Raw genomic sequence first — 24,607 nt, forward strand, 5'->3', positions numbered from 1 at the left:
TCTATTCTAATATTTATTCGAATAAGAATCTTCATAACGATGAGCATTCGTAGAACGATACGTGCGGAATGTATCGTTTACGGATCTGTAACGATCTACTTCATTGGCATCAACAAGGACAAGAATATCTCCACCTTCGACGGCTTCCTCGTATTCTTTCGCTTCTTTTTCAGGAATACCTAATCCTACGAGAGTACCGACAATTCCTCCAGCACCTGCGCCAACAGCAGCCCCTCCTAGAGCAGCTGCAATCGGGCCAGCAGCTACGATCGGTCCTATTCCGGGGATAGCAAGTGCTCCTGCTCCCAAGAGTAATCCGCCTAAGCCGCCAAGAATTCCACCTGTAGCCATTCCGGTAGCAGCCCCTTCTGGAGCCTTCGTGCCGGTTTCTTCATGAATCTGTTTTACCTCTTTTTTATCCTTGGCAATTACCGAGATGTCATTCTCATCATACCCTTGTGCTCGTAATTCTTTGATTGCATCAATTGCATCATCTTCTGTACGGAAAATGCCTACTACTTTGTTATGTTTATCCATCGACTTCCTCCTTTGTGAGATGATTACTACGTAAATTTTGTTCCCAAAGACGGATGTGATGAAACGCATTTATGTATTTTTAAGTCTAAGTTACTATAATGGAGGTATATGAGTATAGATATAAATGACTATACCGATTCCTTTAATAAACATTTTCGTAGTGCACTTGTTTATATTTTATGGATCAATATCTATAATAAGGTAATTTCAAGGTGCTGCCTTTATACAAAAAATGTGAATTGGTTGCGGCATTATTAAGAAAGCATTCTCTCGGCGGATCAGTTTATAATGCTCAAACGGAGCATGCTGTTCAATAAATATAAAGGGGCTCCCACATCCTGGAGTCCCTTTATTGTTTTTTCGTTATTCCGTGGAGAAATGATCTATACGATTACATAATCGAGGGTAAGCATAACTTTTTTCATTACGAAGGCATCTTGTTATACTAGAAGCAATTATTAAAATATAGTAGCTAATTTTTTGTTGCTCTATAGATAAGGAGGACACATTTATGTCCAAAAAGAGTATGAGTAAGATTCCGTTTTCCGTTTTAGATTTGGCTCCGATAATCGAAGGTGGAACGGCATCCGATTCTTTTAAAAATACATTAGACCTGGCACAGCATGCTGAGAAATGGGGATTTAACCGGTATTGGCTAGCTGAGCATCATAATATGCCGGGAATTGCGAGTTCTGCAACATCCGTCGTCATCGGTTATGTGGCAGGGGGAACTTCAAAGATTCGCGTAGGATCAGGCGGCATTATGCTCCCGAACCATGCACCGCTCGTCATCGCTGAACAATTTGGTACATTAGAATCCATGTATCCTGGCCGTATCGATCTCGGGCTAGGACGTGCACCGGGAACGGACCAGCTGACAGCTCAGGCTTTAAGACGTGAACTTAGCATGAGTGGAGATGAATTTCCTATGCAGCTTGATGAATTGCGCACGTATTTGAATCCTGAATTAGCAGATGGCAGCATAAAAGTAAGAGCCATCCCAGGAGAAGGGCTTAATATCCCGATCTGGCTACTCGGTTCAAGCGGGTTCAGTGCAAGACTTGCCGGCAGGCTCGGACTTCCTTTTGCTTTCGCGAGTCATTTTTCACCAGAAAATACATTGCCTGCACTTGAGCTGTACAGAAATTCCTTTACACCATCAGCAATACTTGACGAGCCTTACGCGATGGTTGGAGCGAATGTCGTCGCAGCTGATACAGATGATGAGGCAAAGTGGCTTGCAACTTCACTGCAGCAGCAGTTTTTGAATTTAATCCGGGGAAATCCTACACAATTGAAGCCCCCGGTTGAAGGAATAGAAGAACTCTGGAGTCCATTTGAAAAAGCTACCATAGACAAGCAACTGCAAACAACATTTGTAGGAAATCAAGAGACAGTGAAAGGGAAGTTACAATCATTTCTTGATGAAACGGGAGCAGATGAAATTATTGTTAACAGCCAGATTTACGATCATCAAGCTAGACTTCGATCGTTTGAATTATTAGCAAATGCGATAAAGGAATAGTAATGAAAGGCGTACACCGATATCCATGGTGTATGCTTTTTTGGCATTTAAACGAATTTCGAGAACATATGTTCGGAAAGTATCTAACTATGAGAGGAGATTGATGAATCGATATAGAAAATAAGTAGTGTTATATTTTACTGATTTAAAAAGATGATAGGGAGGACGGTTAAAATGGACAAAACGGTAAAGCTGCATCAGTTTAATGTATGGGCAAATGAAAAGGTTTTCGAGCAATTAAAAAAACTTCCTCTAGAAATCTATCGTAAGGAAACGAAGAGTGTATTTCCATCGGTTACAGCCGTGCTATTACATATGTATCAAGTGGATTATGTCTGGCTTAAAGCTATGAGCGGAGAAGATTTTTATGAAATTTTAGCGGAACTTGGGCAGGTAACGGAAGATCTAAAGGCTGCAAGTATAGAAGAGATAGAAGAGAAGTTTAAAGAATTAAGCCAAAAGTACGACTCATTTATTCAGAATATAGAGGATTTATATGTAGGAACAACGGTGCATCATCCTCATTTTGGAACCCTTCATTCGAATTATGCTGATCTGATTCAGCATGTTGTGAACCATGGAACCTATCATCGCGGGCATATATCAGCTATACTAAATCAGCTAGGGCACAAAGGAGCCTCCATTGATTATGTTTTTTATCTGTACTCGCTGCAGCACCAATAATAACAAGTAGGTCCACTAGGGTATATCAAATATCTAAGTAGAAAAAAAGGGGATAAATCTAATCATGATTTATCCTCTTGATTGTTATTATGATTCTTTTGAATTTCTTCTTTCAGTTTATTAATATAATTCTTTTTTTCTTTTTCGTCCTGTAAACTGCCAGGTCCAGGTGCCTTGTTTTTTAGATATTTTTCCAGAGCTGTCTTGATATCCTCTGGTGAAGCATCTTCAGGAATCTCACCTTTTTTCTTAAGCATCTCAATAATTTTCTCATCGTTCGCTATCATTTGAACCGCCTCGGTTGTAGGTTTTTTTTCAACAGGTTGATTCTTTTTGGAGCTTTCTGAGTTTGAACAGGCTGTAAATGAAACGGTGAATAAAACAAGAAAGAATAGAGTCAGCCATTGTTTCATAGAATCACTCCTTTACGCTTGTTTCTTCTTTTCTATTTATTATGACACAAAACCCAATTGCATGAGGGCAATTGGGTTTTGCTGATGTTTTATTTATCTGCGGGCTAACTTGATCTTCGCTACTGAATCATCCTTGCTTGTACCTACAACTTCAAACTGAAGTCCGAATGTTGGAATGTCACGGCCAGCATCAGGCATTCCAGGGTTGCTGTAGTCTTTTTTATCGTTAAATTTATGAGTTGGGTTAACTTTGTTATCAGTTAGCGTCAACCCGAGCAACTCACGATAATCAAGGAACATTTTGGCGCTCTTTTTCTTGCTGAACGCTGCATCATGGATTTGGTAGCGAGAAGATGCAACGGACTTGTCGCTCCATTTTAGCGTTTCTTGATTCGCATCCACCACACCGAGGAATCCGTCTCCAGGGTGAATACCTGTCCAGTTATCACTGTAGCTATTATCCACATACCAAACGAGTAAACCTCCATCATATTGCATTAAGCTATTGCCACGGCGGATATGTGCTAAACCTTCGTCAACGCCTTCATGATTTCTCCACTCTAATAGATAGTAGTGGTCAGAGTAGAATTTCCCTTGGTCTTTCTTAAAGCCTTCTAACGTAAAAGCAGGCTCACCTTCTGCATCATCAAACAATGTTTGTGTACCGTCTACGGTTACACTTACATCATCAACATAGATCCCTGGATTAACTGCTGCAACATCTGTCCAATAGTTAAGCTTTACTTGAATATTCTTGCCTGCAAAAGCGGAAAGGTCAAAGGTTGCATCAATCCATCCATCAGATTTACCTGTAATTCCATGACCAGGATTTTGCTCGTGCGGATCAGTATCTGTTGTTATATTACCAGGGATAGCTACCCAAGCTTCAGAACCTTCTTCTTTCACTTGAACAGATGCATAATCCCAATCTGTTTCAATGTCATACCACGCTTTAAAAGAAAGGGTTGCAGAAGATGCGTTTGTTAGATCAACGGATGTAATCATGTCGTTATCCAAGTTATTTCCGCTGCCGCCATGATACTCATACGCTCCGCTGAATGGAGTATTAACAACCGTTTCCTTTTGAGGAAGATCGACACGAACAGCATCATGGTTTGTTCCTTTTGTATTCGCTTGATCTAATAAAACTTCTGTGCCTTTAGGGCTTAATTCCTTCAAATCGAACGTTTCGCCTGTTAACCAGTTAGATCCTTCCATACTGGATTGTAAATATTCTTTTGACCAAGCACTGAATCCAGTTGGCTCTGTTCCCGGAATATCTCCAGCCCAGCTTCCGCTAGACATGATGGACCAGTATGCGATCGGTTCACCAGTTCCAGAGTATTGCGTGTCATATTCATCAGGCAGACCTAAGTCATGGCCGTATTCATGAGCGAATACGCCAGCGGCTCCATCAGCAGGTTCGATTGTATAATCGTAAGCCGCCATGTTTCCACCCCAATAAGGGACCTCTGCTTCCGTACCATCCATTGGGAATACATCTCCAAGGTTCCAACGATGGCTCCATACGGCATCCCCACCAAGTTGTCCGCCTCCAGCTTCTTCACCAACACTAGAGTGAACAATCATCAAGTGATCGACTAAGCCATCTGGTTCACGAAGATTTCCATCTCCGTCCAAATCATAGCGATCTTCTTGGTCAAATTCACTTAAATCAATGTTTGGGTCGTTAGCTGCAGCTGTTAATGCTTCTCTTACTAGCTCGCGCGGATTCGCATCACTACCATCTGGCGCTGGATCGTTCCCACCATAGTAAGCAGCAGGGTATTTAGCTTGATACCAGCCGCCGACTTTACCTGTGATCGAATAGCTTCCTCCGGATTGCTGCTCATAAAACTCTTTTACAGAGATTAAATCTTCACCATTTGGACCTTCATATCCATCTTCACCGAAAATCATATCTTCATAATGTTCTTTTGAGTAATTCGCATAGTACATATCTGTTTCTTCTGGTGTGATGTTAGAAGCAGGAAAATCTGGATATTCGACTAGTAATACCAGAACATTATCCACACGCTGATCGCCTGTCCATTTTTCTTCCTCAACAGGCTTGATGTCTTTTTTTCCTTTACCTTTCTTGCCGTGCTTAAGACCATCTTTTTTATGTTTTTTGTGTCCTTTTTCATCATGTTTAGCATGTTTGTCTTCCAGTTCTCCCTTTGGAAGAGATTGTGCATTCTCTTGTTTGTTTTTCAAGAATTGTTGAAGCTTTGCTTGTGCCTGTGTTTCACTTGCATTTTTTGAGATCTGTCCGTTCTTCTTGAGCATTTCTATTAATTTTTCATCATTAGCCACTGCTAAATCGAAAGGACCACCCGCGTGTTTAAGACTTTTTTCCTCTACCGGTGATGTTTTTGCATCAGACTGAACATTGACAGGTGCGGCGCTTACGCTTGCAAAAGTGCTGCAGCTCAACAATGCCGCAAGGGCAGCTGATACCCATTTTCCCTTTTTCACTAAAATTCCCCCCCTAGTCGTATTTTCACAGCCGGAATCAACAATAATCATTGTCGAATAATTCCGCATATTCAAAATGTTACCACGCAATGTCGAATACTAGAATAGGAGATATATCCCTTGTTTTAAATCTGTGATGGGAAATTATTACTATTAAATGTGTTGATTAAAGAAGATACTAAACCCAGCAGCAGGCAGTTTGCGCGAAAAGGTACCTATTTTGAGCGAAGATCAAGAATTTAAGATCGGCATTGAGCGAAACTAGAGGAAGTTGTGCGAAATGTAGTGCAGTTTGCGCGAACGTGTAATAAATGAAAAGACACGTACCGTGAAAACTCTACCAAACAAACATCTTTCTCATTTCTCCACCAAAAACATTAGGCTCAACATGTTTACTTTTACTTATATAGGGAAATTAGAAAGGTGGAGTCTTTTCATCTACATAAATAAGTCAATTCCATGACATGAAAGGTCGGTCAATCCATTGTCATTTTCTATTCACCCTAAATCCGTGAAGAATTTCGAGGAAGCAACGGAGAACATTCTTACTTTTATGAGTAAGCTGATTAACATTAACACGTTATTTATTGCGAAAAACGATCAAAAAGTGAACGAAATAAAAAAAGTAATCAATAAAGAAGAAACGTTATTAGAAGAGGGATCTACTCTGCCATTCCATGAAACCTTTTGTAAGATTAGTGTAGATAAAGGCAGGGAAATCCTGATGATTGAAGATATTAACGAAAATGAGCGGACGAAAGAGCTAAGTGTGACAGCCAGTTTAGGTGGTGGGAGTTTTATAGCGATACCCATCTATTACGAAGATGGAGAAAATTACGGTACGATCTGTGGGCTGGATACAAAACGCTTTGAATTTACCGACCAGCATGTCGAACTTTTTCAGACGATGTCTTCTCTTTTGACTTATGTATTGGAGCTGGACAAAGCCAACAAAGAAATAAAGGATTTATCCGTACCAATTGTTCCACTGACGAAAGGCATTGCCATATTACCGATCATTGGACATATTAGCGAATACCGAGCTGATATTATCATACAAAATACGTTAAACAGCAGTATGGACTTAGACTTAGAGTACATGATTATCGATCTATCGGGGATCAGTCAGATTAATAATTCTGTAAGCAGCTATCTTCTCAATATCGTGAAGCTTTTAAAATTAATAGGTGTATCACCAATTCTTACAGGCTTCAGACCTGATTTGGCGATAAAGACGATGGAAGTAGACGTGGATTTTGAAGATATAGTCATAACTAGTAACTTAGAGAGTGCACTCTCTCATATTGGATTTGTATTAAATAAAAAATCATAGACTTTAAGAGTAAGGGCCAGGATAAAAAATGGCTCTTTTTTTAGTTTTGATTAGTCTACATTTTCTTTTTACTTTATAATGTATATTATAAACTTATCAGTCGTTTTTATTTGAGCTCACTGGAGGGGTATGTTATGAAATCATTTGAAGAAAAATTAGACCAATATGCTGAACTTGTTGTAAAAGTTGGTTTGAGCATGCAAGAGGGACAGAAGCTATTAATTAGTTCTCCAATTGAAACAGCAGAATTTACTCGTAAAGTAACGGAGCATGCCTATAAGAACGGCTGCCACAAAGTGATGGTGGATTGGGTAGATACTCAAACCAACCGAATTCATTATACGAACGCAAAAGAAGAAGTACTTAAAGATGACCTTCAATCTTGGGAGGTCGATAAGTATAACACTCTCGTAGAAAATCATGATTGTTTCTTAATGATAACTGGCAATGATCCAAACGCATACAAAGGTGTTCCTTCTGAACGCATGATGTTTGTTCAGAAAAATAGAGGCGAGAAGCTGCAGGCTTTTTCAGCTGGCCAGCTTAGAGGAGATATGCACTGGGTAATTGCTGGTGCGCCAACAGAAGGCTGGGCAAAAACCGTTTTCCCTGAGAAAAGTGAAGAAGAAGCAGTGTCTGCTTTATGGGAAGCGATCTTCAAAACGGTTCGCGTCGACCAGGAAGATCCGGTTGCTGCATGGGAAGAGCATGTTCATGCACTCTCAGAAAAAGTGAACTACTTAAACGAACAAAGAATTAAAACACTGCATTACAGATCAGAAGGAACGGATCTAAGCATTGATTTACACCCTGATCATACATGGATTGGCGGGGGACATCATTCCACGTTTGGCACTTACTACATTCCGAACCTGCCAACCGAAGAAGTTTTCACTACGCCTAGAAAATATGGTGTTAATGGAAAGGTATCCAGCACAAAGCCTTTATCTGCAATGGGGAACATGATCAACAACTTCAGCTTGACGTTTAAAGATGGAAAAGTAATCGATTTTACAGCTGAAGAAGGATACGACACGCTGAAACAGCTGCTCAGCATCGACGATGGTATGGGTTATTTAGGGGAGGTGGCGCTTGTACCTTATGACTCACCAATCTCAAACTCAGGCATCATTTTTAACAATACCTTGTATGATGAAAATGCTTCTTGTCATTTGGCCATCGGCACTGCGATCACAATGTCTGTTAAAGAGGCAGGGAACCTTACACCTGAACTTATGGAAGAAAGAGAAATTAATCACAGCAGAGGCCATACAGATTTCATGATCGGATCTGCTGATCTTGAGATTGAAGCCGAATTTGAAGATGGCAAACGCATCCCATTATTCAAAAACGGAAATTGGGCGATCTAAACCAAAAAAAGACTCCATATGCGGAGTCTTTTTTTTTATGGAATATAACGTTATGAACTTACAAGCAAACCTCAATCAACAGGATACCAAATTTTAGAAAAATAGTCGATTTCTTTTTAGTTTTTCTCGCTAAAGAAGGAGGGTAAAGCATGACTACCTTTCAATATGAACCATCTTATCTTTTAAAAAAATTTAGAATATATCTTGCCTCCTCAAGGAAAAATAACGAAAACTAGAGGAGGTTTATCTATGAAAAAATTAATCGCGCTCTTTGTGGCGTGCACGATTGTACTTTCCGGCTGCGGCGGAGGCAATAATAATTTAGAAGAGAGTGAAGCTGCGCCCAAGAATGTGAGCAATAAACCGAAAGCAAATCCTAGGGTTGAACAGATCCACTCACCTAAGAAAAAAACACCGGATACTACAAAAGCGGAGACCAAACATCCTAAGCCGAAAATTGAAACACTTGGGTTTTTAGAGCCAATTGAACCAAAACAATCGGTTAAAGATGTGCAAGAAGCAGAAAACGATCTTACTTATATCGCATTCTTCAGTTACCAAGTAAACAAAAATGGAACATTAAAACCGATCAAGGACTGGGCTGCACTTAAAGAAATCAAAAAAACACGTGCTATGCCAATGATGGTGTTAACAAACTTTTCAGAAGGAAACTTTTCTCCTGAAATCGCACATAACATCTTCACTGATAAACAAGCCTCAAAAACACTGATCGGCAGTGTGATCAGTACGATGAAACAAAAAGGCTACAAAGCGCTAAACATCGATTTTGAGCACATCAAAGAAAAAGATCGCGAATTATACAATGGCTTTTTAGAAACCATTATTCCTAAAGTACAAAAAGAAGGGTTCAAGGTTTCAACCGCACTAGCTCCTAAAACAAGTGACGAACAAAAAGGACCTTGGCATGGTGCACATGATTACAAGCGCCATGGAGAACTGGCTGATTTTGTGGTACTCATGACTTACGAGTGGGGCTGGTCTGGCGGACCTCCAATGGCTGTTGCACCTGTTCCGCAAGTGAAAAAAGTAGTTGATTATGCCGTTTCCGTTATACCGCCTGAAAAGATCATCATGGGCGCCCCTCTTTACGGATATGACTGGACACTTCCTTATAAAAAAGGAAACAAATTTGCGAAACGTGTTGCTCCACTAGAAGCACATGATTTAGCTTTAAAAGAAAACGCTACGGTTAAATATGATAATGATGCGCAAGCTCCATTCTTTAACTATACAGATGACAGAGGTAAAGAACATGTTGTATGGTTTGAAAATGAACAAAGTGCCGAAGCAAAAAACAAGCTTGTTAAACAATATAAACTAAGAGGTCTTGCGTATTGGGTACTTGGAGAACCTTTCCCAGAAAACTGGACATTGCTTCGAGATGAATTCAAAATCATAAAAAGGTAATAAACGAGAAAGTGGCCGACTTCAATAAATCAAGTCGGCCACTTTGTTATTATCGTTTCTGTGTATCAATCATCCGATTCTGCTCATTCGGAATCCGCTTTGTCTGTTCAAATTTCGCTTGCTCTCTTTCTTGCCTTTTCTTTTCCTGTTCTTTAAAGCTTTCCTTGATCACTTCATTCTTTTCTTCCGTCACGTTAATCCCTCCCAAAGGATTTGATATAGTCCTTTACCACGCTCTTGTAAAACCAAACGCGATCAGGAGGAATAGAAACGTTAGTCCTATAAGGCTGCGGCGGATAAAGACTTATTTACCACTGTGCCTTTTCTGTCAGGAAACACAGTTTCAAAAGAGTAGTCTGGATACAGATATGCCAGCTGCTCTGTTATTGCTGCTGCTTTTTGATGAGGAGTAAAGAAAACGATCGAAGGTCCAGAACCACTGATTGAAGCCCCATATGCACCGAGTGAGATAGCTTTTTCTTTTAGCTCATGATAAAAAGGCATATTCTTTGTTCTGAAAGGTTCATGAAAAAGATCACGTTTCATCATATCCGCCGCTTTTTCCCAGTCATTCTTTATGAGGGCTGCAACGAGTACATTGCTGATCGCACTTGCTTCTACCGCTTTATTAAAGGGAAGAAGATTTGGCAATGACTTTCGGGATTCTTTTGTATGAAGAACTTCATCAGGAATCGCGACGATCATTTCAACGGCAACATCCGGAACGTGGACCGTTTCAACATCTTTTCCATTATAAAAGCTGATTGTCAGTCCGCCATAAATGGCAGGGATTACGTTATCCGGATGTTTTTCTAACGAACAAGCTAAAACTGACTTTTCCTTCTTTGAAAGCTGGAGGTCTAAAAGGCAATCAGCGAGTTCGATTCCCGCTACGATTGCTGATGCTGAACTTCCCATTCCCTTTGAAAGAGGGAACCCGCTCTCTACTTCTAATCTGCAAGCAGGGAGGACTTTATCATAAGTGTTTGCTGTAAATTGAGCAGCTTGAACGATTAAATTTTGTTCCTCATCATTTAAAGATTCTAGTTCTTCGCCAAAAAAGAATGTTTTCCATTCTGATGCTGGCTGCACATGAACGGATAAGTAACGATTGAGGGCAAGTCCTACAGAATCGAAGCCAGGGCCAAGGTTGGCAGTGCTGGCGGGTACATGAATGGAAAAAGCATCAAAGTTCATTTAAACGACACATCCTTTCAGCTGTTGACGTAATTGTTCCAGGTCATTAGGAATTACAACTGGTTCCTGTGAGACCGTTTTTAATGCGATGTCAGGATCCTTCAATCCATTACCCGTTAAAACGGCAACGACAGAAGCGCCTTTTGGCAAGAGTCCTTGTTTATGCTGTTTATATAAACCTGCGATCGTACTGCAAGATGCCGGTTCTGCAAACACACCTTCTTTTGAAGCAAGCATCTGATAAGCTTCTAAAATTTCCTCATCTGTTACACTGTCGATGATTCCGCCTGACTCTTCAAGTGCGGCGGTTGCAAGCTGCCAGCTTGCCGGATTGCCGATTCGGATAGCCGTTGCGATCGTATCAGGATTCTTCACAGGGCTGCCGTTTACAATAGGGGCAGCACCCACTGCTTGAAAGCCATGTATTCTTGGCAGGCCGGAAGCTTTAACTGAATCGTATTCTTTAAATCCTTTCCAGTACGCACTTATGTTGCCCGCGTTTCCGACAGGGATCGCGAGAACGTCCGGTGCTTTCTCGAGTGAATCTACCAGTTCGAAAGCTGCTGTTTTTTGACCTTCTAACCGGTAGGGATTTACCGAATTAACAAGTGTATAACCTTCTTCTTCGCTCATCTGTTTAACCATTTCTAGAGCTTCATCAAAATTTCCTTGAATAGCAAAAATTTCAGCTCCATACATCTTCGCTTGGGCCAGTTTGCCTTGAGCAATTTTTCCATCGGGAATCACAACAATACAGCGTAGACCGGCACGCGCCCCATAGGCGGCAGCCGCTGCAGAAGTATTGCCTGTTGATGCGCAGATAATCGCTTTGCTACCGGCTTCTTTCGCTTTTGCTACGGCAAGCACCATCCCTCGGTCTTTAAAAGAACCTGTTGGATTTGCACCTTCATATTTTGCATACAGTTTGATGCCCCATTCTTTTGAAAGATGCTCTAACGGAATGAGTGGGGTATGACCTTCATTTAAAGTAAGCAGAGGCGTGTCTTCATTCACGGGTAAGTGTTCTTTATATTGCTGTAATAATCCATTCCAGTTCATGTTAAGCGCCCTCCACTCTGTAATGACTTTTGATTTCTTGGACCACATCTGAATCACGCAGTAAATTGTATACATGGTTGTCTTGCGCCTTGTTCGTACCGTGAGTAACGATGACTACTTCTGCAACACCTTTTTTACCAACAGGACTCTGGATTAACTTTTCCAAAGAGATCTCATGAAGGGCAAAAAGGGAAGTAATCGCTGAAAATGCGCCAGCTTCATCTTTTATGTGCAGTCTGTAAAAGAACTTACCATCGATTTCTTCAGGCTGTTTTAATTGTTTATCAAATTGAGGAGCAACAGCGTTTTTCCCGTTAACACCTAGACGCATATTTTTAACGACAGCTACTAGATCCGATACGACGGATGTCGCAGTTGGAAGCTGACCGGCACCAGGACCGAAAAACATCGTCTCTCCAACAGATTCTCCATATACATAAACGGCATTGTATTCATTCTGTACACTTGCTAATGGATGAGAATCTGGCAACAATGTAGGTTCAACACTGATCTCTACTTTGCCGTTGTCTTTCTTTGCGTTTCCGATGAGCTTAAGGGTATATCCAAACTGTCTCGCGTATTCAAGATCTTCTTGTGTGACACTTGAGATACCTGTTACTTGTACATCATCAAGGTGGATATGCATAGAGAAACCAAGTGTCGAGAGGATCGCCATCTTCCTTGCTGCATCAATTCCTTCAACATCAGAAGTCGGGTCAGCTTCGGCATAACCCAAGGACTGTGCTTCTTTTAGCACCTCTTCATAATGACGCTGCTGTTTATCCATTTTAGTAAGGATATAATTCGTTGTTCCGTTTACGATGCCCATCATTTTTGTGATCCTGTCAGAAGCAAGTCCATCTACGAGTGAACGGATAATTGGGATTCCACCTGCAACACTTGCCTCATAGAAAAGGTCACATTCGTTTTCTTGTGCAATTTGTAAGAGTTCAGTACCATGAAGTGCCATAAGATCTTTATTAGCTGTAATAACATGTTTTTTATTTTGTAAAGCAAGGGTAATATATTCACGGGCAAGGTCGATGCCTCCCATTACTTCAATGACAACTTGAATATCGGGATTTTCTAATACTTCATGTGGTTCTTGAGTCAGCCAGTCATTTTTGATGGCAACCAGACGTTCTTTTTCAGTGTTTTGAACTAAGATTTTTTCAATATTCACAGGACAGCCCACACGATGCTGAAGTTCTTCACGGTTTCCTTCAATCATTCTAACAACACCGCTGCCAACCGTACCTAGTCCTAAAAGTCCAACCGAAACTTGATCTACCATTTCATCCACCCCTTATGTTTTTCTGAGAAATACAATTGTATGTTTGATAGGGACATTTTACATGGTATGAAGGAAGGTTACAACCGTTTTCTTTGTAAAGAATAAGACAGCGCTTACATTTAAGGTGATAGAATGGGAAACGATGAGAATATAGGTGAAATTTGTAGAAGTATGTGCGGAACTCAGATATGATAAATACAGTATGTTAAGAAGGGGATAACTTTATATGGTTTATCATTTAGAAGACACCATTACGGATACACTTCAATGTTTAGAAGAAAATATTTTCATTATAGATTTAGATTATAAGATTAGTTGGATGAATGATTCTGCTAAAGAATTTATTGATTCCCTGAAGGCCTATTTTAAACTGGAAAAAGCCGATGATCTGATCGGTATGCCTATGGCCCGTTTTCATAAAAATCCTTCTTATCAAGAAGAGATGCTTCAAAAAGGTGATTTTCCCATCGATATGCAGCTTGTTCTCTTTAACAAGTTCATTGCTAGACTGATCGTAACGGAACTCATTGTTAGAGGAGAAAGACGAGGGTATATCCTGACATGGAGAGACGTCACTGAACGTGAAAAAGAAAAGGAAAGAACGAAAGCGATTATTAATGAACTTTCTACTCCCATTTTGCCGACGATCGCGGAAAACACACTTCTCGTTCCGCTTATCGGTGAGCTGACTTTAGAAAGAATGAAAAACTTAACAAGTAAACTATTAAAAGAATGTTTAAACTTTCATGCTGAATATGTCATCGTAGACTTTTCAGGAATCCGTACAGTAGAAGATCCGGATATTGGGTACGAAATTCAAAAACTTACATCAACGGTTGAACTTATGGGAGCAGAAGTCTTGTATTGCGGTTTTAAACAAGATATGGTGAAGAACATGGTAACACTCGGAATTGATACAAATCAAAAGAACTTTGTGTCATTCCATTATGCCATCCGATATGTCGCTTCTAAACTAGGAATCTCGTCATAAACAAGTAAAAGCAGCCGTTCATCTTCACGGCTGCTTTGTTTTCTTTATGTTTTTGATGGCTTCTTTATAGGAGAGAGGGCTTAATTTCTCCTTATGTACGAAATCCCACACCCAAAATGGGTTAACCTTCGCGTATTCGCGCAAAGCCCAGCCGATTCCCTTTCGAATAAAGAAGTCTTGCTCATATTTGGTCTCTTTAATTATATGTGCCAACCGTTCTTTATCGGTCTCTTCTTTATATCCCAATTGAAATAGGATAGCTGATCTCATCAGCCAGATGTTTTGAGATGCAATCCAACGCTCCGTTACAGGAATGATTTCTTCAGGGAACTTTTTAAAGTAATACCCTGCAATATTCTTAGCAATGTGATCTATAGTGTCCCACCAGCTTTTATGAAGGATGATAAACTCAATCCATTCGATGTCACTCTTCTTCATATGTTTTTTTAGCTTATTAACAACAGACAACCCCGCATATTGCATTTCACGCTCTGGTCTTGACCAAAATTCTTTTAAGACAGATGAGAGTTCTTCTGGAGGTGGAAGCCCCTTTTCTTTTAAAAAAACTTTTAAGTGTTCTTTTAGAACGGGTGACCGCAGTCCAAAGAATTCAAACTGATCTCTCATATATTTTTTCATATGAATCGCGTCATCTTTGTTCTCCTGTTTCTTCAAATGTATCCATAAATCTTCTGTATACATACATCCCATCCTCTCTTTAACAGAATTATACAAAATTTAGTTAATAAACTGAAACTTTTTACAGAGTCTTCCGTAATAAATGAATATAAAACCAATATTGGAAATTATATAATTTGTCGACAAAATCTTACATGTTTCTCTTGATGCTTTTGATAGGATTAAAGAAATTCGACATGGGGGGCTTGTTATCTAAAAATGATAAGGATTCAAAAAAGGGATAGGGAGAGATGACTATGGAACTGTTCGGGTATCCGTTATCCACTATATACTTAGGAAGTTTCATCGTTTTTGGATGTATCACATTCGTGTATATTCTTTTTGGTGACATGCTTGATGCAGCAATGGAGTTCTTGCATCCAGCACTTGTTCTTTCATTCTTCACGATCGGCAGCGCTTCAGGTTATCTGCTTGAAGTTATGACCGCCATCAACAGCTGGTTCATCCTGATATTCAGTGCTCTGCTATCGCTATTACTCGTCACCCTTTTAAATGTTTTCGTTTTGGTACCCATCCGATCAGCTGAAGAGTCATTAGCCTATCGCGACGAGGATCTAAAAGGAAGAGTGGGAACTGTCATTACATCGGTTCCAGCCGATGGTTTTGGAGAAATCTTAATTGAAGGAATCAGCGGCAGAATCTCAAAAACTGCCATAAGTATAGATAACAAACCGATTCAGCAAGGGGAAAAAATCCTAATCATCGATATTCAAAAAGGTGTCGTGTCAGTAATGCGTTACGAGCAAGTTGAACAAACATATTTTCATTAATCTGGAGGGGATTTCATGAGTTTTTCACCATTATTTATTGTCATCGGAGTTGCTGTATTTCTAGTAGCTGCTCTTATCAGTGTATTTATTACAAAATATCGTACAGCAAGTCCTGATGAAGCCTTGATCGTAACGGGAAGCTTCTTAGGAAGCAAAAACGTTAATATCGATGAGTCTGGCAACAGAATCAAAATCGTACGCGGAGGCGGTACATTTGTTCTGCCGGTATTCCAGCAAGCAAAACCCCTTAGCTTATTAACGAGCAAGCTAGATGTTCAAACACCAGAAGTATATACAGAACAAGGTGTTCCAGTTATGGCTGATGGAACGGCAATCATCAAAGTCGGAAGTTCAATCGGCGAAATCGCAACGGCAGCTGAACAGTTCTTAGGAAAAACAAAAGAAGACCGTGAGAATGAAGCGCGTGAAGTACTAGAAGGTCACTTGCGTTCGATCCTCGGATCAATGACCGTTGAAGAAATCTATAAAAACCGTGAAAAATTCTCTCAAGAGGTTCAGCGTGTCGCGTCTCAAGACCTTGCAAAAATGGGATTGATCATCGTTTCATTTACGATAAAAGATGTACGTGATAAGAATGGATACCTTGACGCACTTGGTAAGCCTCGTATCGCACAAGTTAAACGTGATGCTGACATCGCAACAGCTGAGGCTGAAAAAGAAACACGAATCAAACGTGCTGAAGCAGATAAAGAAGCGAAACAATCCGAACTTGGCCGTGCAACAGAAGTAGCGGAAGCTGAAAAGATGAACCAGCTGAAAGTAGCGGAATTCAGACGTGAACAGGACGTTGCGAAAGCGCGTGCTGACCAGGCATACCACCTAGAAGAAGCGATTGCGAAACAGCAGGTTACAGAGCAGCAGATGCAGATCAAGATCATTGAGCGTCAAAAACAGATCGAGCTAGAAGAAAAAGAAATTGCACGTCGTGAAAAGCAGTATGATTCAGAAGTTAAGAAGAAAGCTGATGCAGACCGCTATGCTGTTGAGCAATCAGCAGAGGCTGAAAAGCGCAAGCAAGTTGCTGAGGCTGACGCACACAAATATCGTGTAGAAGCAATGGCAAAAGCGGAAGCAGAAAAAGTTCGATTAGATGGTCTTTCAAGAGCCGAAGCGGAACGTGCTAAAGGGGAATCTGAAGCTGAAGTTATCCGCTTAAAAGGTCTTGCAGAAGCAGAAGCGAAGCAAAAGATCGCCGAAGCGTTCGAGTTATACGGCCAGGCAGCGATGATGGATATGATGATCAAGATGCTTCCAGAATACGCGAAGCAAGTGGCAGCACCGTTATCGAACATCGATAAGATCACAGTAGTAGATACAGGCGGCGGTGAGAACGGCGGAGCCAACCGTATTACAGGTTATGCTACAAACTTGATGTCAAGCTTGCAAGAGTCTCTAAAGGCTTCCTCTGGGATTGATGTTAAAGAAATGCTTGAAAACTTCTCAGGAAAAGGAAACGTGCGTCAAAGTATTGACGACCTACGCATAGAATTTGCAAAAAAAGAACCAAACGCTGCCGGAACAAAAGAAAAAGCAACAGAAGTAACAGCGGTTAAAGGCGAATAATAGAAAAAAGCTTACTCGTGGGCCGGAAACAGCCATCACGAGTAAGCTTTTTGCTAAATATGAGGTTGTTATGCGCGCTCAGAATGAAATATGCACGATGAAAGACGTTGCCCAGTTTTACGAGCGATTCATCTGCTCTTCAACGGCTTGCAGTTTACCTTCCATCGTTGATTTTTTATCCCGGCGGTCATCAATGCGGATATTCGTAGCAACACGCTGAATCCCACTTTCAAATGGAACCTCGTGAAGCTCCTGGATCACATCAAAAAGGTCAGAAAGCTCACCTTCGATCAACGTGCTCATTGGTGTGAGCTGATATTTGACTTTCCCTTCATTTTGCTGAAGGACCTTTTGTATTTTTGCTACATATGAACTTACACTTGGGGTTTCCGTACCGATTGGGATGATTGTAATATCTGCGATAGGCATTTTCTCAACTCCTGTTCTTTTCTCACATTGTAGCAAATCCAGGAGAAGGAACAAAAATGAAAGAAGTCCAACAATGAATATATTTTTGTACACAGATCGTTTGGTCTTAAAAGATAATCCTGCCAAACGTGCATATCTTACACTTGGTGGGAAAAAGATAGATGAAGAGTTGATTAGGATCGGCGAACAGGAACTTTTTGAGGACTGTTATGCGTGGAATGATGTGTCATTCCTTATTGATTAGTGGCCATCTCGTCCTACATGGCATATGTTAAGATAGACACTTATTCTTAATAATTTTCGTTTTCCTCTTTCCAAATACCCCATATTATCGTTACAATGGTAGAAGGTGTAAAAAAAGAAGTTGGTGACGTCATGGAATTTGACTTAATAAATATTATTTATCAATATAGCTATTTTGGAATTTTTCTACTATTAGCTCTTGGCATAATTGGATTGCCGATTCCTGATGAGATCCTTTTAGCTACAGTTGGCTATTTTATTTTTGCTGGTGACCTGCCTGTGGTTCCCGCTTTACTGAGTGCGTTTTTGGGAGCGCTAACAGGTAGTACGGGGAGCTATTTTTTTGGAAGAATATGTGGGAAACCACTCTTATATAAAGTTGGTCCAAAAGTTGGGATCTCTGATGATAAAATAAATAAAACGCAGCAATTCTTTTTAAAGTACGGAAAAGCGGCATTGTTGTTTGGTTACTTTGTTCCTGGAGTCAGACACCTTACAGCTTATTTTGCAGGTATGTACTCTTTGAAGTTTAAACAGTTTGCCGTCTATGCTTATTTTGGTGCTGTTTTTTGGTGTTCTTTCTTCATTTTAATTGGCTATCAACTTGCGGGGCGCTGGTACATTGTCATGGATGTTATTCATAAAATCGGAATATATGCATTTTCTCTTCTTGCTTTAAGTGTCATTGCTTGGCTGATCTTCAAGCCGAAAAATAAGAGCACATACTCCAATGAATGGTATAAATAAGAGGCTCCTCAAGGGAGCTTTTTTTAATTGACTTTATCAGGGTTAAAACTTTACAGGATGTATATTTTCTCTTCTCCCTACAAATTTTATAAGATGACAGTCAAAAATTTAACAAGGGAGTGTCATCTAAATATGAAAAAGACCATTTTAGTTACTACTATGGCTATCGTGCTGTCTTCTTTTCTTGGGGCTTGCGCAATGAATGATAAAGATAAAGACTTAGGAGAAGAATCACGCGATAACATGACAGAAGTAAACTACGATAACCGTGCTGACCGTGATCTAGATAATGATTTAGACAACAATCTGGACGTGGGTATGGACAATCAGTATGATGAAAATGCACGTATGGATGTTGCTGACGAAGCCGCTGATAAAGTAACTGAATTAAAAGAAGTTGAAGATGCAACAGTAATCGTGACAGATAATAATGCTTATGTAGCTGCCAAGCTTGAAGGCGGAGAAAACATGAAGCTAACAAAAGAAACGGAAGAGAAGATCGCGGATAAGGTTCGAAATACAGATCCTGATATCAACGATGTATTCGTTTCAACAAATCCAGACTTTTTGGACAGAATGAACGAATGGGCAGATGAGATCAACAAAGGAAATCCTGTGACTGAATTCATCAAAGAATTCAACGATACGATCCGCCGTATTTTCCCTACAGATCGTTAATTAACTCTTAAAGAGGGCTGAGAATTTCTCAGTCCTTCTCCCTTGTCACGATTTATTAGAAAATTCATTATATCTGAATATTGACTCCAATCGGTAATCGTGTTACAACTACATATGGTAATTAAATAAATTCGACATAATTCGATAAAAATAGATCGTTTTTTGGACCACAGAGGAGGAACACTACATGGAGAAACGAACGCTCTCGGTGGGATTAATGTTATTTGCATTGTTCTTTGGAGCAGGAAATTTAATATTTCCGCCGGCATTAGGTCAGGCAGCGGGGGATAAGGTCTGGCTTTCCATGGCCGGCTTTTTCATAACTGGAGTAGGTCTGCCGCTTTTAGGAGTGATTGCACTAGCACGAGTAGGCGGGGGACTGCATACTCTAACTGAACGCGTTAATCCCTTATTTGGATCAGTTTTTGCCATTGTCTTATATTTAGCGATCGGACCGTTCTTTGGTATTCCAAGGACTGGGACAGTGGCCTTTGAAATGGCCGCATTACCCTTCCTTCCTGAAGGAATAAATACAGGACTACCACTGTTCATTTTTACTATTGTATTTTTTGCAATTACGTATTGGCTTGCGTTAAATCCCTCTAAGCTAGTAGATCGAATTGGGAATATCTTAACGCCGGTTTTACTTTTTATTATAGGTTCCGTACTTGTAAAAGCACTAATTACACCTGTCGGTAAACTGGGTAACCCTACGCCAGAATATGAGGCTAGCCCGTTGGTTAAAGGATTTATGGACGGTTATTTAACGATGGACACGCTGGGTGCTCTCGCATTTGGTATCGTAGTCATTACAGCCGTGAAGACACCAGGCATGAAAAAAGAAAATGTAACAAAGATGGTTATAAAAGCAGGTGTGATTGCGGCAGTTTGTTTAGCGGCAGTCTATGGCATTCTTGCTTATCTTGGCGCAACAAGCCAGAGTCTTGGAAAATCGGAGAATGGCGGACAAATTTTAACGAATGTCGTTTATCAATTGTTTGGAGAAACGGGGAACTTGTTACTCGGATTAGCAGTGGCACTCGCTTGTTTGACGACATCTGTCGGACTTGTAACAGCTACGGGCGAATTTGCACAAAAAAGATTCCCGAAGCTGTCTTATAAAGGAGTCATTCTTGCCTTAAGTATCTTTAGTGCAGCCGTTTCAAATGTTGGTCTTAGTCAACTGATTTCTATATCTGTGCCTGTGCTGACAGCAATTTATCCTGTGGCTATTGTGCTGATCCTTTTATCATTCCTTCATGACGCATTTTCTGGGCGACAGGAAGTTTATCTAGGTGCTATTATCGCAACAGCTTTAATTTCGATTGCAGATGGATTAAAAGCATTTGGTTTGAACCTAGGAACGATTGATCAGATTTATTCTCACATTCCTATGTATGCTGATGGGATCGGATGGCTGATTCCGGCGATCATAGGAGCAATCGTTGGTTTCATTATCGCTTTGGTCAGAGGAAGAATCGTTATATTCTCAACTTGAACAAAAACGATGCGAGAGGAGTAATCCTTCTTGCATCGTTTTTTTGTTGTGTTTGAAGTGATATGGACAAGCTTTCTATTTACACCATCGCTGGTACTTTTTCTTTTAGCTTAGCCGCAACATTTTGAGCGATCCAAACACCGCATGCACTTGCTTGGGCTAGGCCGCGAGTGATTCCGGCTCCGTCTCCACCCACATATAATCCGCTGATTTCAGATTCAAACTTATCATCAAGTTTAGGACGTGCTGAATAGAATTTGGCTTCCACACCATAAAAGAGAGTATGCTCAGATGCGATTCCTGGCGTTACTTTGTCAAGCGCTTCTGTCATCTCAATAAGACTTTTCATTGTGTTATAGGGAAGGACAAGACCAAGATCGCCAGGCACAGCTTCTTTTAAAGTAGGGCGTAAGAATCCTTCTTTTATACGTTTCTCTGTTGAACGACGGCCTTTTAGGATATCTCCGTATTTTTGTACAACAAGACCACCCATTGAAAGCTGATTCGCTAATTTTGATACTTCATGCGCATATTCAGTCGGTTGGTCAAACGGCTCAGCAAACTGATGGGACACTAGCAGAGCAAAGTTTGTATTCTCGCTTCCCAGTTTAGGATCTTTATAAGCATGACCGTTGGCCAGCATGATTCCTGAATGATTTTCAACCACGACGTGTCCTGAAGGATTGGAACAGAAAGTACGGACTTTTGTTCCGACAGAGGTATTGAAAACAAACTTTCCTTCATACAGATGCTCATTGATCTCTTCCATCACAAGATTTGATGTTTCCACACGAACACCAATATCCACTTGATTTGCGGTCATCTTAACACGGCGCTTCTTTAAAATCTTAGTCAGCCATGTAGATCCGTCACGGCCAGGAACAATGACTGTCTTTGTAGCAGTTAGCGAAGTTCCATCCTTTAAAAGAATCCCTTTTGAAACATAGCCTGATTCTGTTCGTTCCGTAAGAATATCCTCAACTTCTGCTTTATATTTCATGTCAATTCGCGTTTTTAAATACTCATATATACTTTTTAAAATCTCTAAGTTTTGTTCCGTTCCTAAGTGACGGACTTGTGCACGCAATAGTTTCAAGCCTGCAGCATAGCCTCTTTTTTCAATCTCTTTTACTTTTGGTGTAAGAGGATCTGTAATGGAATCTGTTGCACCATGCTCTAGATTGACTTCATCCACATATTTTATAAGTTCTACAACTTTATCTTCAGGAAGGTAATCTGTCATCCATCCGCCAAATTCAGAAGTAATGTTGAACTTTCCGTCCGAATAAGCACCGGCACCGCCGAAACCGTTTGTAATGGAGCAAGCAGGAAGACATCCAGCAAACTCTTTTCGCCCAGCAGCTGGCGGACATTTTTTAATTTTCTTTTCTAAAATAGGGCATGATCTCGCGTAAATATCGTGTCCTTTATCGATTAATAAAATTTTCGCTTCTGGCAATTGTCTAGTTAGTTCATAACTTGTAAATATTCCGGCAGGACCTGCTCCAACAACAATTACATCATAATGGGTATTCATGATATCCCCCTTGAAAAAGTCGTTAAGTTCATTGATATATTGTAACCCTTGGTAAATATAACAATTATCCGATCAAATTTCAACTAAAAACCGAACAATTTTCAAAAAAAGTTATAAATCATTCGTATTTGTATTAAAAAACAGTTCACAAGCAGGGCATCCTGCTTGTGAACTGTCCTCAATTAGTACTTAATCTTTATGATTTTCCATCCATCTGTCATAGACTTACGCTCTAACGAAAATCGATAAACCCTGTTATGCTTGCCGTCTTCATCATATTGTTTAACTCTTGCGGAAACTTCAGTACGCACGATAGGCGGGTACCTTGAGTTATTCTTCTTTATTTCATAATTCAAGCCGGTTACGCCTTTAAATAGATCCTTAATCTTAGCGTTATGTAACAAAGCAGTACTAAGGATGGGTTTGGCGATTTTAATATCTTGCTGTTTCATGCCGATAAGGAACATGGACACGGTTTGTTTTGCGCTTGCACCTGCAGCATATCGATTCAGCTTGTCTCCAGCTTTTAAGATCATCAATTGATGAGATGGGTCGATATTCCTTGAGCGATGAGTAGAACTACCTGAAAAATGAATGCAAAAGTGACCCGGAAAGCCATTCTCTAACGCACCAGCTCCATGAGGCATTCCATGCATGCTTCCTGCAATCATTCTCCCTTTCACAGGGATTAGCACCGCCCTGCGTTTCCAGCTCCATTTTCCGTTATATAGATGCTTTAAAACAGCAGTATCATCGTGGGTTAAAGGCTGAACATCTGCATGCTGATTTCCAGCTCTTCGCTGTACTCGAAAATAAAAACCGGTTTCAAGATCGATTACTTTAAAAGTTGAACCTTTCGGAATCAGTTTACTTACTTTCTTCCACGGTAAAACGTCTCCCTTTTTTACGATTGGAAAATACGTTAACGGTTCTTTTGCGAGGTAGGGTTCAGGGTACGCAAAAAGACTACTGACCAGTAAGGTCCCAATAACAATTTTCTTCCACATGGTTGAAGCCTCGCTTCCTAAATTTCTCTTCCTTAATATGGGTAAATTTTTTATTTTTATCCTTAGTCTGGAGAAAGGTAATGAAGGATTTCCTTGGTCTTCAAATGGAACAGAAATATAGGATATAAACCCTTTTTTTTTTGAGAAAGTTATATATAGAGCAGTGTTTGGTAGAAACAATGGTTTTTGAATCAAATGGATTTTAAAAAACGGACGAAGAGCTTCAGTACCAGATTTCAATATTTAAAAAACACCAACTTTCTCCTCTTGCCATAGTATGTAATATCCTGTGCAGACAGGGGGGAGAGAATTGATATTTGTTCAAGGCTATTCAGTTGATACGAATCAGATTTCCGGTTTCAACCAGCTTACAGCCACTCAGAAACAAATTGGCCAAAAGCTAAAGAATTCAAGAGAATCGTTTTATTACAGAAGTCCCCACCAATTCTTATTTGAAGTAATTATGCGTTCAAATATCGTAGCGGCCGCTTTCGCCATGCGTGACAGTGGTGCTGGCTTTTCCACTTTTGTTAATTCGCGCTGTAATCCTCAATATTGGAGACGTACAGCTTATGGCGGATTTTTGCTTCGGCCAGATGTTAACCCATCTGATGCCATAACGGATATTTTCATTAATGGAAAACGATATGGCTTTGAATGCACAACGGCGATCATGATCATGTTATATAAAGCATTGCTTGAGTCAATTGGAACAAAAATGTTTAATCAATTGTTCAACGGACTGCTTCTATATAGTACAGAACATGACGCTGATCTGCAGATCGTTGCCGTGCCATCCGGAGATTCAATGCCTGGAGATGTGAGGTACATTAAGAACCCAGACCATCATCCGAACACGCCGCAATGGCAAGGTGAGAACGTGATCGACCTTGGGAACGGCTTAGTATTCGGACATGGAATCGGGACGGGCACGATCGGCGAGATAATTGATATCTTAAACAAAAAAAGAAGACCAGGGGCGACCGTTCCAGCGTACTTAACAGCTGAAATCATCCGTCCGAATTACCGACTCATGGCAGAATACACACGGCATCCAGTCCGTCGTCTTCTTGCAGGAGTCATATAAAAAAGACGCAGAGAGTAAG

24 protein-coding genes are annotated in these 24,607 nt (G+C 40.4%); 13 read left to right on the plus strand and 11 right to left on the minus strand.

Annotation, left to right across the window (positions count from 1 at the left end; genetic code table 11):
- Positions 1-6 precede the first annotated feature (6 nt).
- On the minus strand, positions 7-537 hold the full coding sequence (locus tag M3206_RS07685) for a general stress protein (protein WP_251311932.1): 531 nt from the start codon (positions 535-537) through the stop codon (positions 7-9).
- A 511-nt stretch (positions 538-1,048) separates the two neighbouring features.
- On the opposite strand from M3206_RS07685, the gene M3206_RS07690 reads away from it, so the two are divergent.
- Positions 1,049-2,062: an LLM class flavin-dependent oxidoreductase gene (locus M3206_RS07690; RefSeq protein WP_251311933.1), complete on the plus strand. Its 1,014-nt coding sequence runs from the start codon at positions 1,049-1,051 to the stop codon at positions 2,060-2,062.
- Between the two features lie 174 nt (positions 2,063-2,236).
- Complete coding sequence (locus tag M3206_RS07695; RefSeq protein ID WP_251311934.1) at positions 2,237-2,746, plus strand: DinB family protein; 510 nt, start codon at positions 2,237-2,239, stop codon at positions 2,744-2,746.
- A 62-nt stretch (positions 2,747-2,808) separates the two neighbouring features.
- On the opposite strand, the gene M3206_RS07700 is transcribed toward M3206_RS07695, so the two are convergent.
- Positions 2,809-3,159, minus strand: a complete 351-nt coding sequence (locus tag M3206_RS07700; RefSeq protein ID WP_251311935.1) for a hypothetical protein — start codon at positions 3,157-3,159, stop codon at positions 2,809-2,811.
- Between the two features lie 93 nt (positions 3,160-3,252).
- Complete coding sequence (locus M3206_RS07705; protein ID WP_251311936.1) at positions 3,253-5,637, minus strand: immune inhibitor A domain-containing protein; 2,385 nt, start codon at positions 5,635-5,637, stop codon at positions 3,253-3,255.
- A gap of 511 nt (positions 5,638-6,148) precedes the next feature.
- Here M3206_RS07705 and M3206_RS07710 point away from each other — a divergent pair.
- From M3206_RS07710 to M3206_RS07720, 3 genes are all read left to right on the plus strand, one after another.
- Positions 6,149-6,970: a GAF domain-containing protein gene (locus M3206_RS07710; RefSeq protein ID WP_349774005.1), complete on the plus strand. Its 822-nt coding sequence runs from the start codon at positions 6,149-6,151 to the stop codon at positions 6,968-6,970.
- 134 nt (positions 6,971-7,104) lie between these two features.
- On the plus strand, positions 7,105-8,340 hold the full coding sequence (locus M3206_RS07715; RefSeq protein WP_251311938.1) for an aminopeptidase: 1,236 nt from the start codon (positions 7,105-7,107) through the stop codon (positions 8,338-8,340).
- 249 nt (positions 8,341-8,589) lie between these two features.
- Positions 8,590-9,768, plus strand: coding sequence for a glycosyl hydrolase family 18 protein (locus M3206_RS07720; protein WP_251311939.1), 1,179 nt, complete (start codon positions 8,590-8,592; stop codon positions 9,766-9,768).
- Positions 9,769-9,817: 49 nt separating this feature from the next.
- On the opposite strand, the gene M3206_RS07725 is transcribed toward M3206_RS07720, so the two are convergent.
- From M3206_RS07725 to M3206_RS07740, 4 genes are all read right to left on the minus strand, one after another.
- On the minus strand, positions 9,818-9,961 hold the full coding sequence (locus M3206_RS07725; protein ID WP_251311940.1) for a hypothetical protein: 144 nt from the start codon (positions 9,959-9,961) through the stop codon (positions 9,818-9,820).
- An 86-nt stretch (positions 9,962-10,047) separates the two neighbouring features.
- The gene (thrB, locus tag M3206_RS07730; RefSeq protein WP_251311941.1) at positions 10,048-10,965 is read right to left on the minus strand and encodes a homoserine kinase; all 918 of its coding nucleotides are present in this window, start codon (positions 10,963-10,965) and stop codon (positions 10,048-10,050) included.
- Entirely contained in the window at positions 10,966-12,024 is a 1,059-nt protein-coding gene (gene thrC, locus M3206_RS07735; RefSeq protein WP_251311942.1) for a threonine synthase, read from the minus strand.
- Between the two features lies 1 nt (position 12,025).
- The gene (locus M3206_RS07740; RefSeq protein ID WP_251311943.1) at positions 12,026-13,318 is read right to left on the minus strand and encodes a homoserine dehydrogenase; all 1,293 of its coding nucleotides are present in this window, start codon (positions 13,316-13,318) and stop codon (positions 12,026-12,028) included.
- A 226-nt stretch (positions 13,319-13,544) separates the two neighbouring features.
- Here M3206_RS07740 and M3206_RS07745 point away from each other — a divergent pair, with 226 nt between their 5' ends.
- On the plus strand, positions 13,545-14,309 hold the full coding sequence (locus tag M3206_RS07745) for a hypothetical protein (RefSeq protein ID WP_251311944.1): 765 nt from the start codon (positions 13,545-13,547) through the stop codon (positions 14,307-14,309).
- A 24-nt stretch (positions 14,310-14,333) separates the two neighbouring features.
- Here M3206_RS07745 and M3206_RS07750 read toward each other — a convergent pair whose 3' ends face one another.
- A complete protein-coding gene (locus M3206_RS07750; protein WP_251311945.1) occupies positions 14,334-15,011 on the minus strand; it encodes a DNA alkylation repair protein in 678 nt (225 codons plus the stop codon).
- 233 nt (positions 15,012-15,244) lie between these two features.
- On the opposite strand from M3206_RS07750, the gene M3206_RS07755 reads away from it, so the two are divergent.
- Together M3206_RS07755 and M3206_RS07760 are read left to right on the plus strand one after the other, a co-directional pair.
- Positions 15,245-15,778 carry an NfeD family protein gene (locus tag M3206_RS07755; RefSeq protein ID WP_251311946.1) on the plus strand — a complete coding sequence of 178 codons (534 nt, stop codon included), beginning with the start codon at positions 15,245-15,247 and terminating at the stop codon, positions 15,776-15,778.
- A 15-nt stretch (positions 15,779-15,793) separates the two neighbouring features.
- Positions 15,794-17,362, plus strand: a complete 1,569-nt coding sequence (locus M3206_RS07760; RefSeq protein ID WP_251311947.1) for a flotillin family protein — start codon at positions 15,794-15,796, stop codon at positions 17,360-17,362.
- 117 nt (positions 17,363-17,479) lie between these two features.
- Here M3206_RS07760 and M3206_RS07765 read toward each other — a convergent pair whose 3' ends face one another.
- Positions 17,480-17,791 carry an MTH1187 family thiamine-binding protein gene (locus tag M3206_RS07765; protein ID WP_251311948.1) on the minus strand — a complete coding sequence of 104 codons (312 nt, stop codon included), beginning with the start codon at positions 17,789-17,791 and terminating at the stop codon, positions 17,480-17,482.
- A gap of 73 nt (positions 17,792-17,864) precedes the next feature.
- Here M3206_RS07765 and M3206_RS07770 point away from each other — a divergent pair, with 73 nt between their 5' ends.
- The 4 genes from M3206_RS07770 to brnQ all read left to right on the plus strand — a co-directional run bounded on the left by M3206_RS07770 (position 17,865) and on the right by brnQ (position 20,957).
- Complete coding sequence (locus tag M3206_RS07770; RefSeq protein ID WP_251311949.1) at positions 17,865-18,035, plus strand: hypothetical protein; 171 nt, start codon at positions 17,865-17,867, stop codon at positions 18,033-18,035.
- Positions 18,036-18,166: 131 nt separating this feature from the next.
- Positions 18,167-18,781 carry a DedA family protein gene (locus M3206_RS07775; protein ID WP_251311950.1) on the plus strand — a complete coding sequence of 205 codons (615 nt, stop codon included), beginning with the start codon at positions 18,167-18,169 and terminating at the stop codon, positions 18,779-18,781.
- 132 nt (positions 18,782-18,913) lie between these two features.
- A complete protein-coding gene (locus M3206_RS07780; protein ID WP_251311951.1) occupies positions 18,914-19,459 on the plus strand; it encodes a YhcN/YlaJ family sporulation lipoprotein in 546 nt (181 codons plus the stop codon).
- A 187-nt stretch (positions 19,460-19,646) separates the two neighbouring features.
- Positions 19,647-20,957 carry a branched-chain amino acid transport system II carrier protein gene (gene brnQ, locus M3206_RS07785; protein WP_251311952.1) on the plus strand — a complete coding sequence of 437 codons (1,311 nt, stop codon included), beginning with the start codon at positions 19,647-19,649 and terminating at the stop codon, positions 20,955-20,957.
- 79 nt (positions 20,958-21,036) lie between these two features.
- Here the strand turns inward: brnQ and M3206_RS07790 are convergent, their stop codons facing one another.
- Entirely contained in the window at positions 21,037-22,494 is a 1,458-nt protein-coding gene (locus M3206_RS07790; protein ID WP_251311953.1) for an NAD(P)/FAD-dependent oxidoreductase, read from the minus strand.
- A 182-nt stretch (positions 22,495-22,676) separates the two neighbouring features.
- Positions 22,677-23,501, minus strand: coding sequence for a hypothetical protein (locus M3206_RS07795; RefSeq protein ID WP_251311954.1), 825 nt, complete (start codon positions 23,499-23,501; stop codon positions 22,677-22,679).
- A gap of 310 nt (positions 23,502-23,811) precedes the next feature.
- On the opposite strand from M3206_RS07795, the gene M3206_RS07800 reads away from it, so the two are divergent.
- Positions 23,812-24,588 (plus strand): protein-glutamine gamma-glutamyltransferase, encoded by a 777-nt coding sequence (locus M3206_RS07800; RefSeq protein WP_251311955.1) that lies wholly within the window; start codon positions 23,812-23,814, stop codon positions 24,586-24,588.
- Positions 24,589-24,607 lie beyond the last annotated feature (19 nt).

Origin of the sequence: Fictibacillus phosphorivorans, assembly GCF_023715845.1 — a bacterium.
Classification (GTDB): domain Bacteria; phylum Bacillota; class Bacilli; order Bacillales; family Fictibacillaceae; genus Fictibacillus; species Fictibacillus phosphorivorans_D.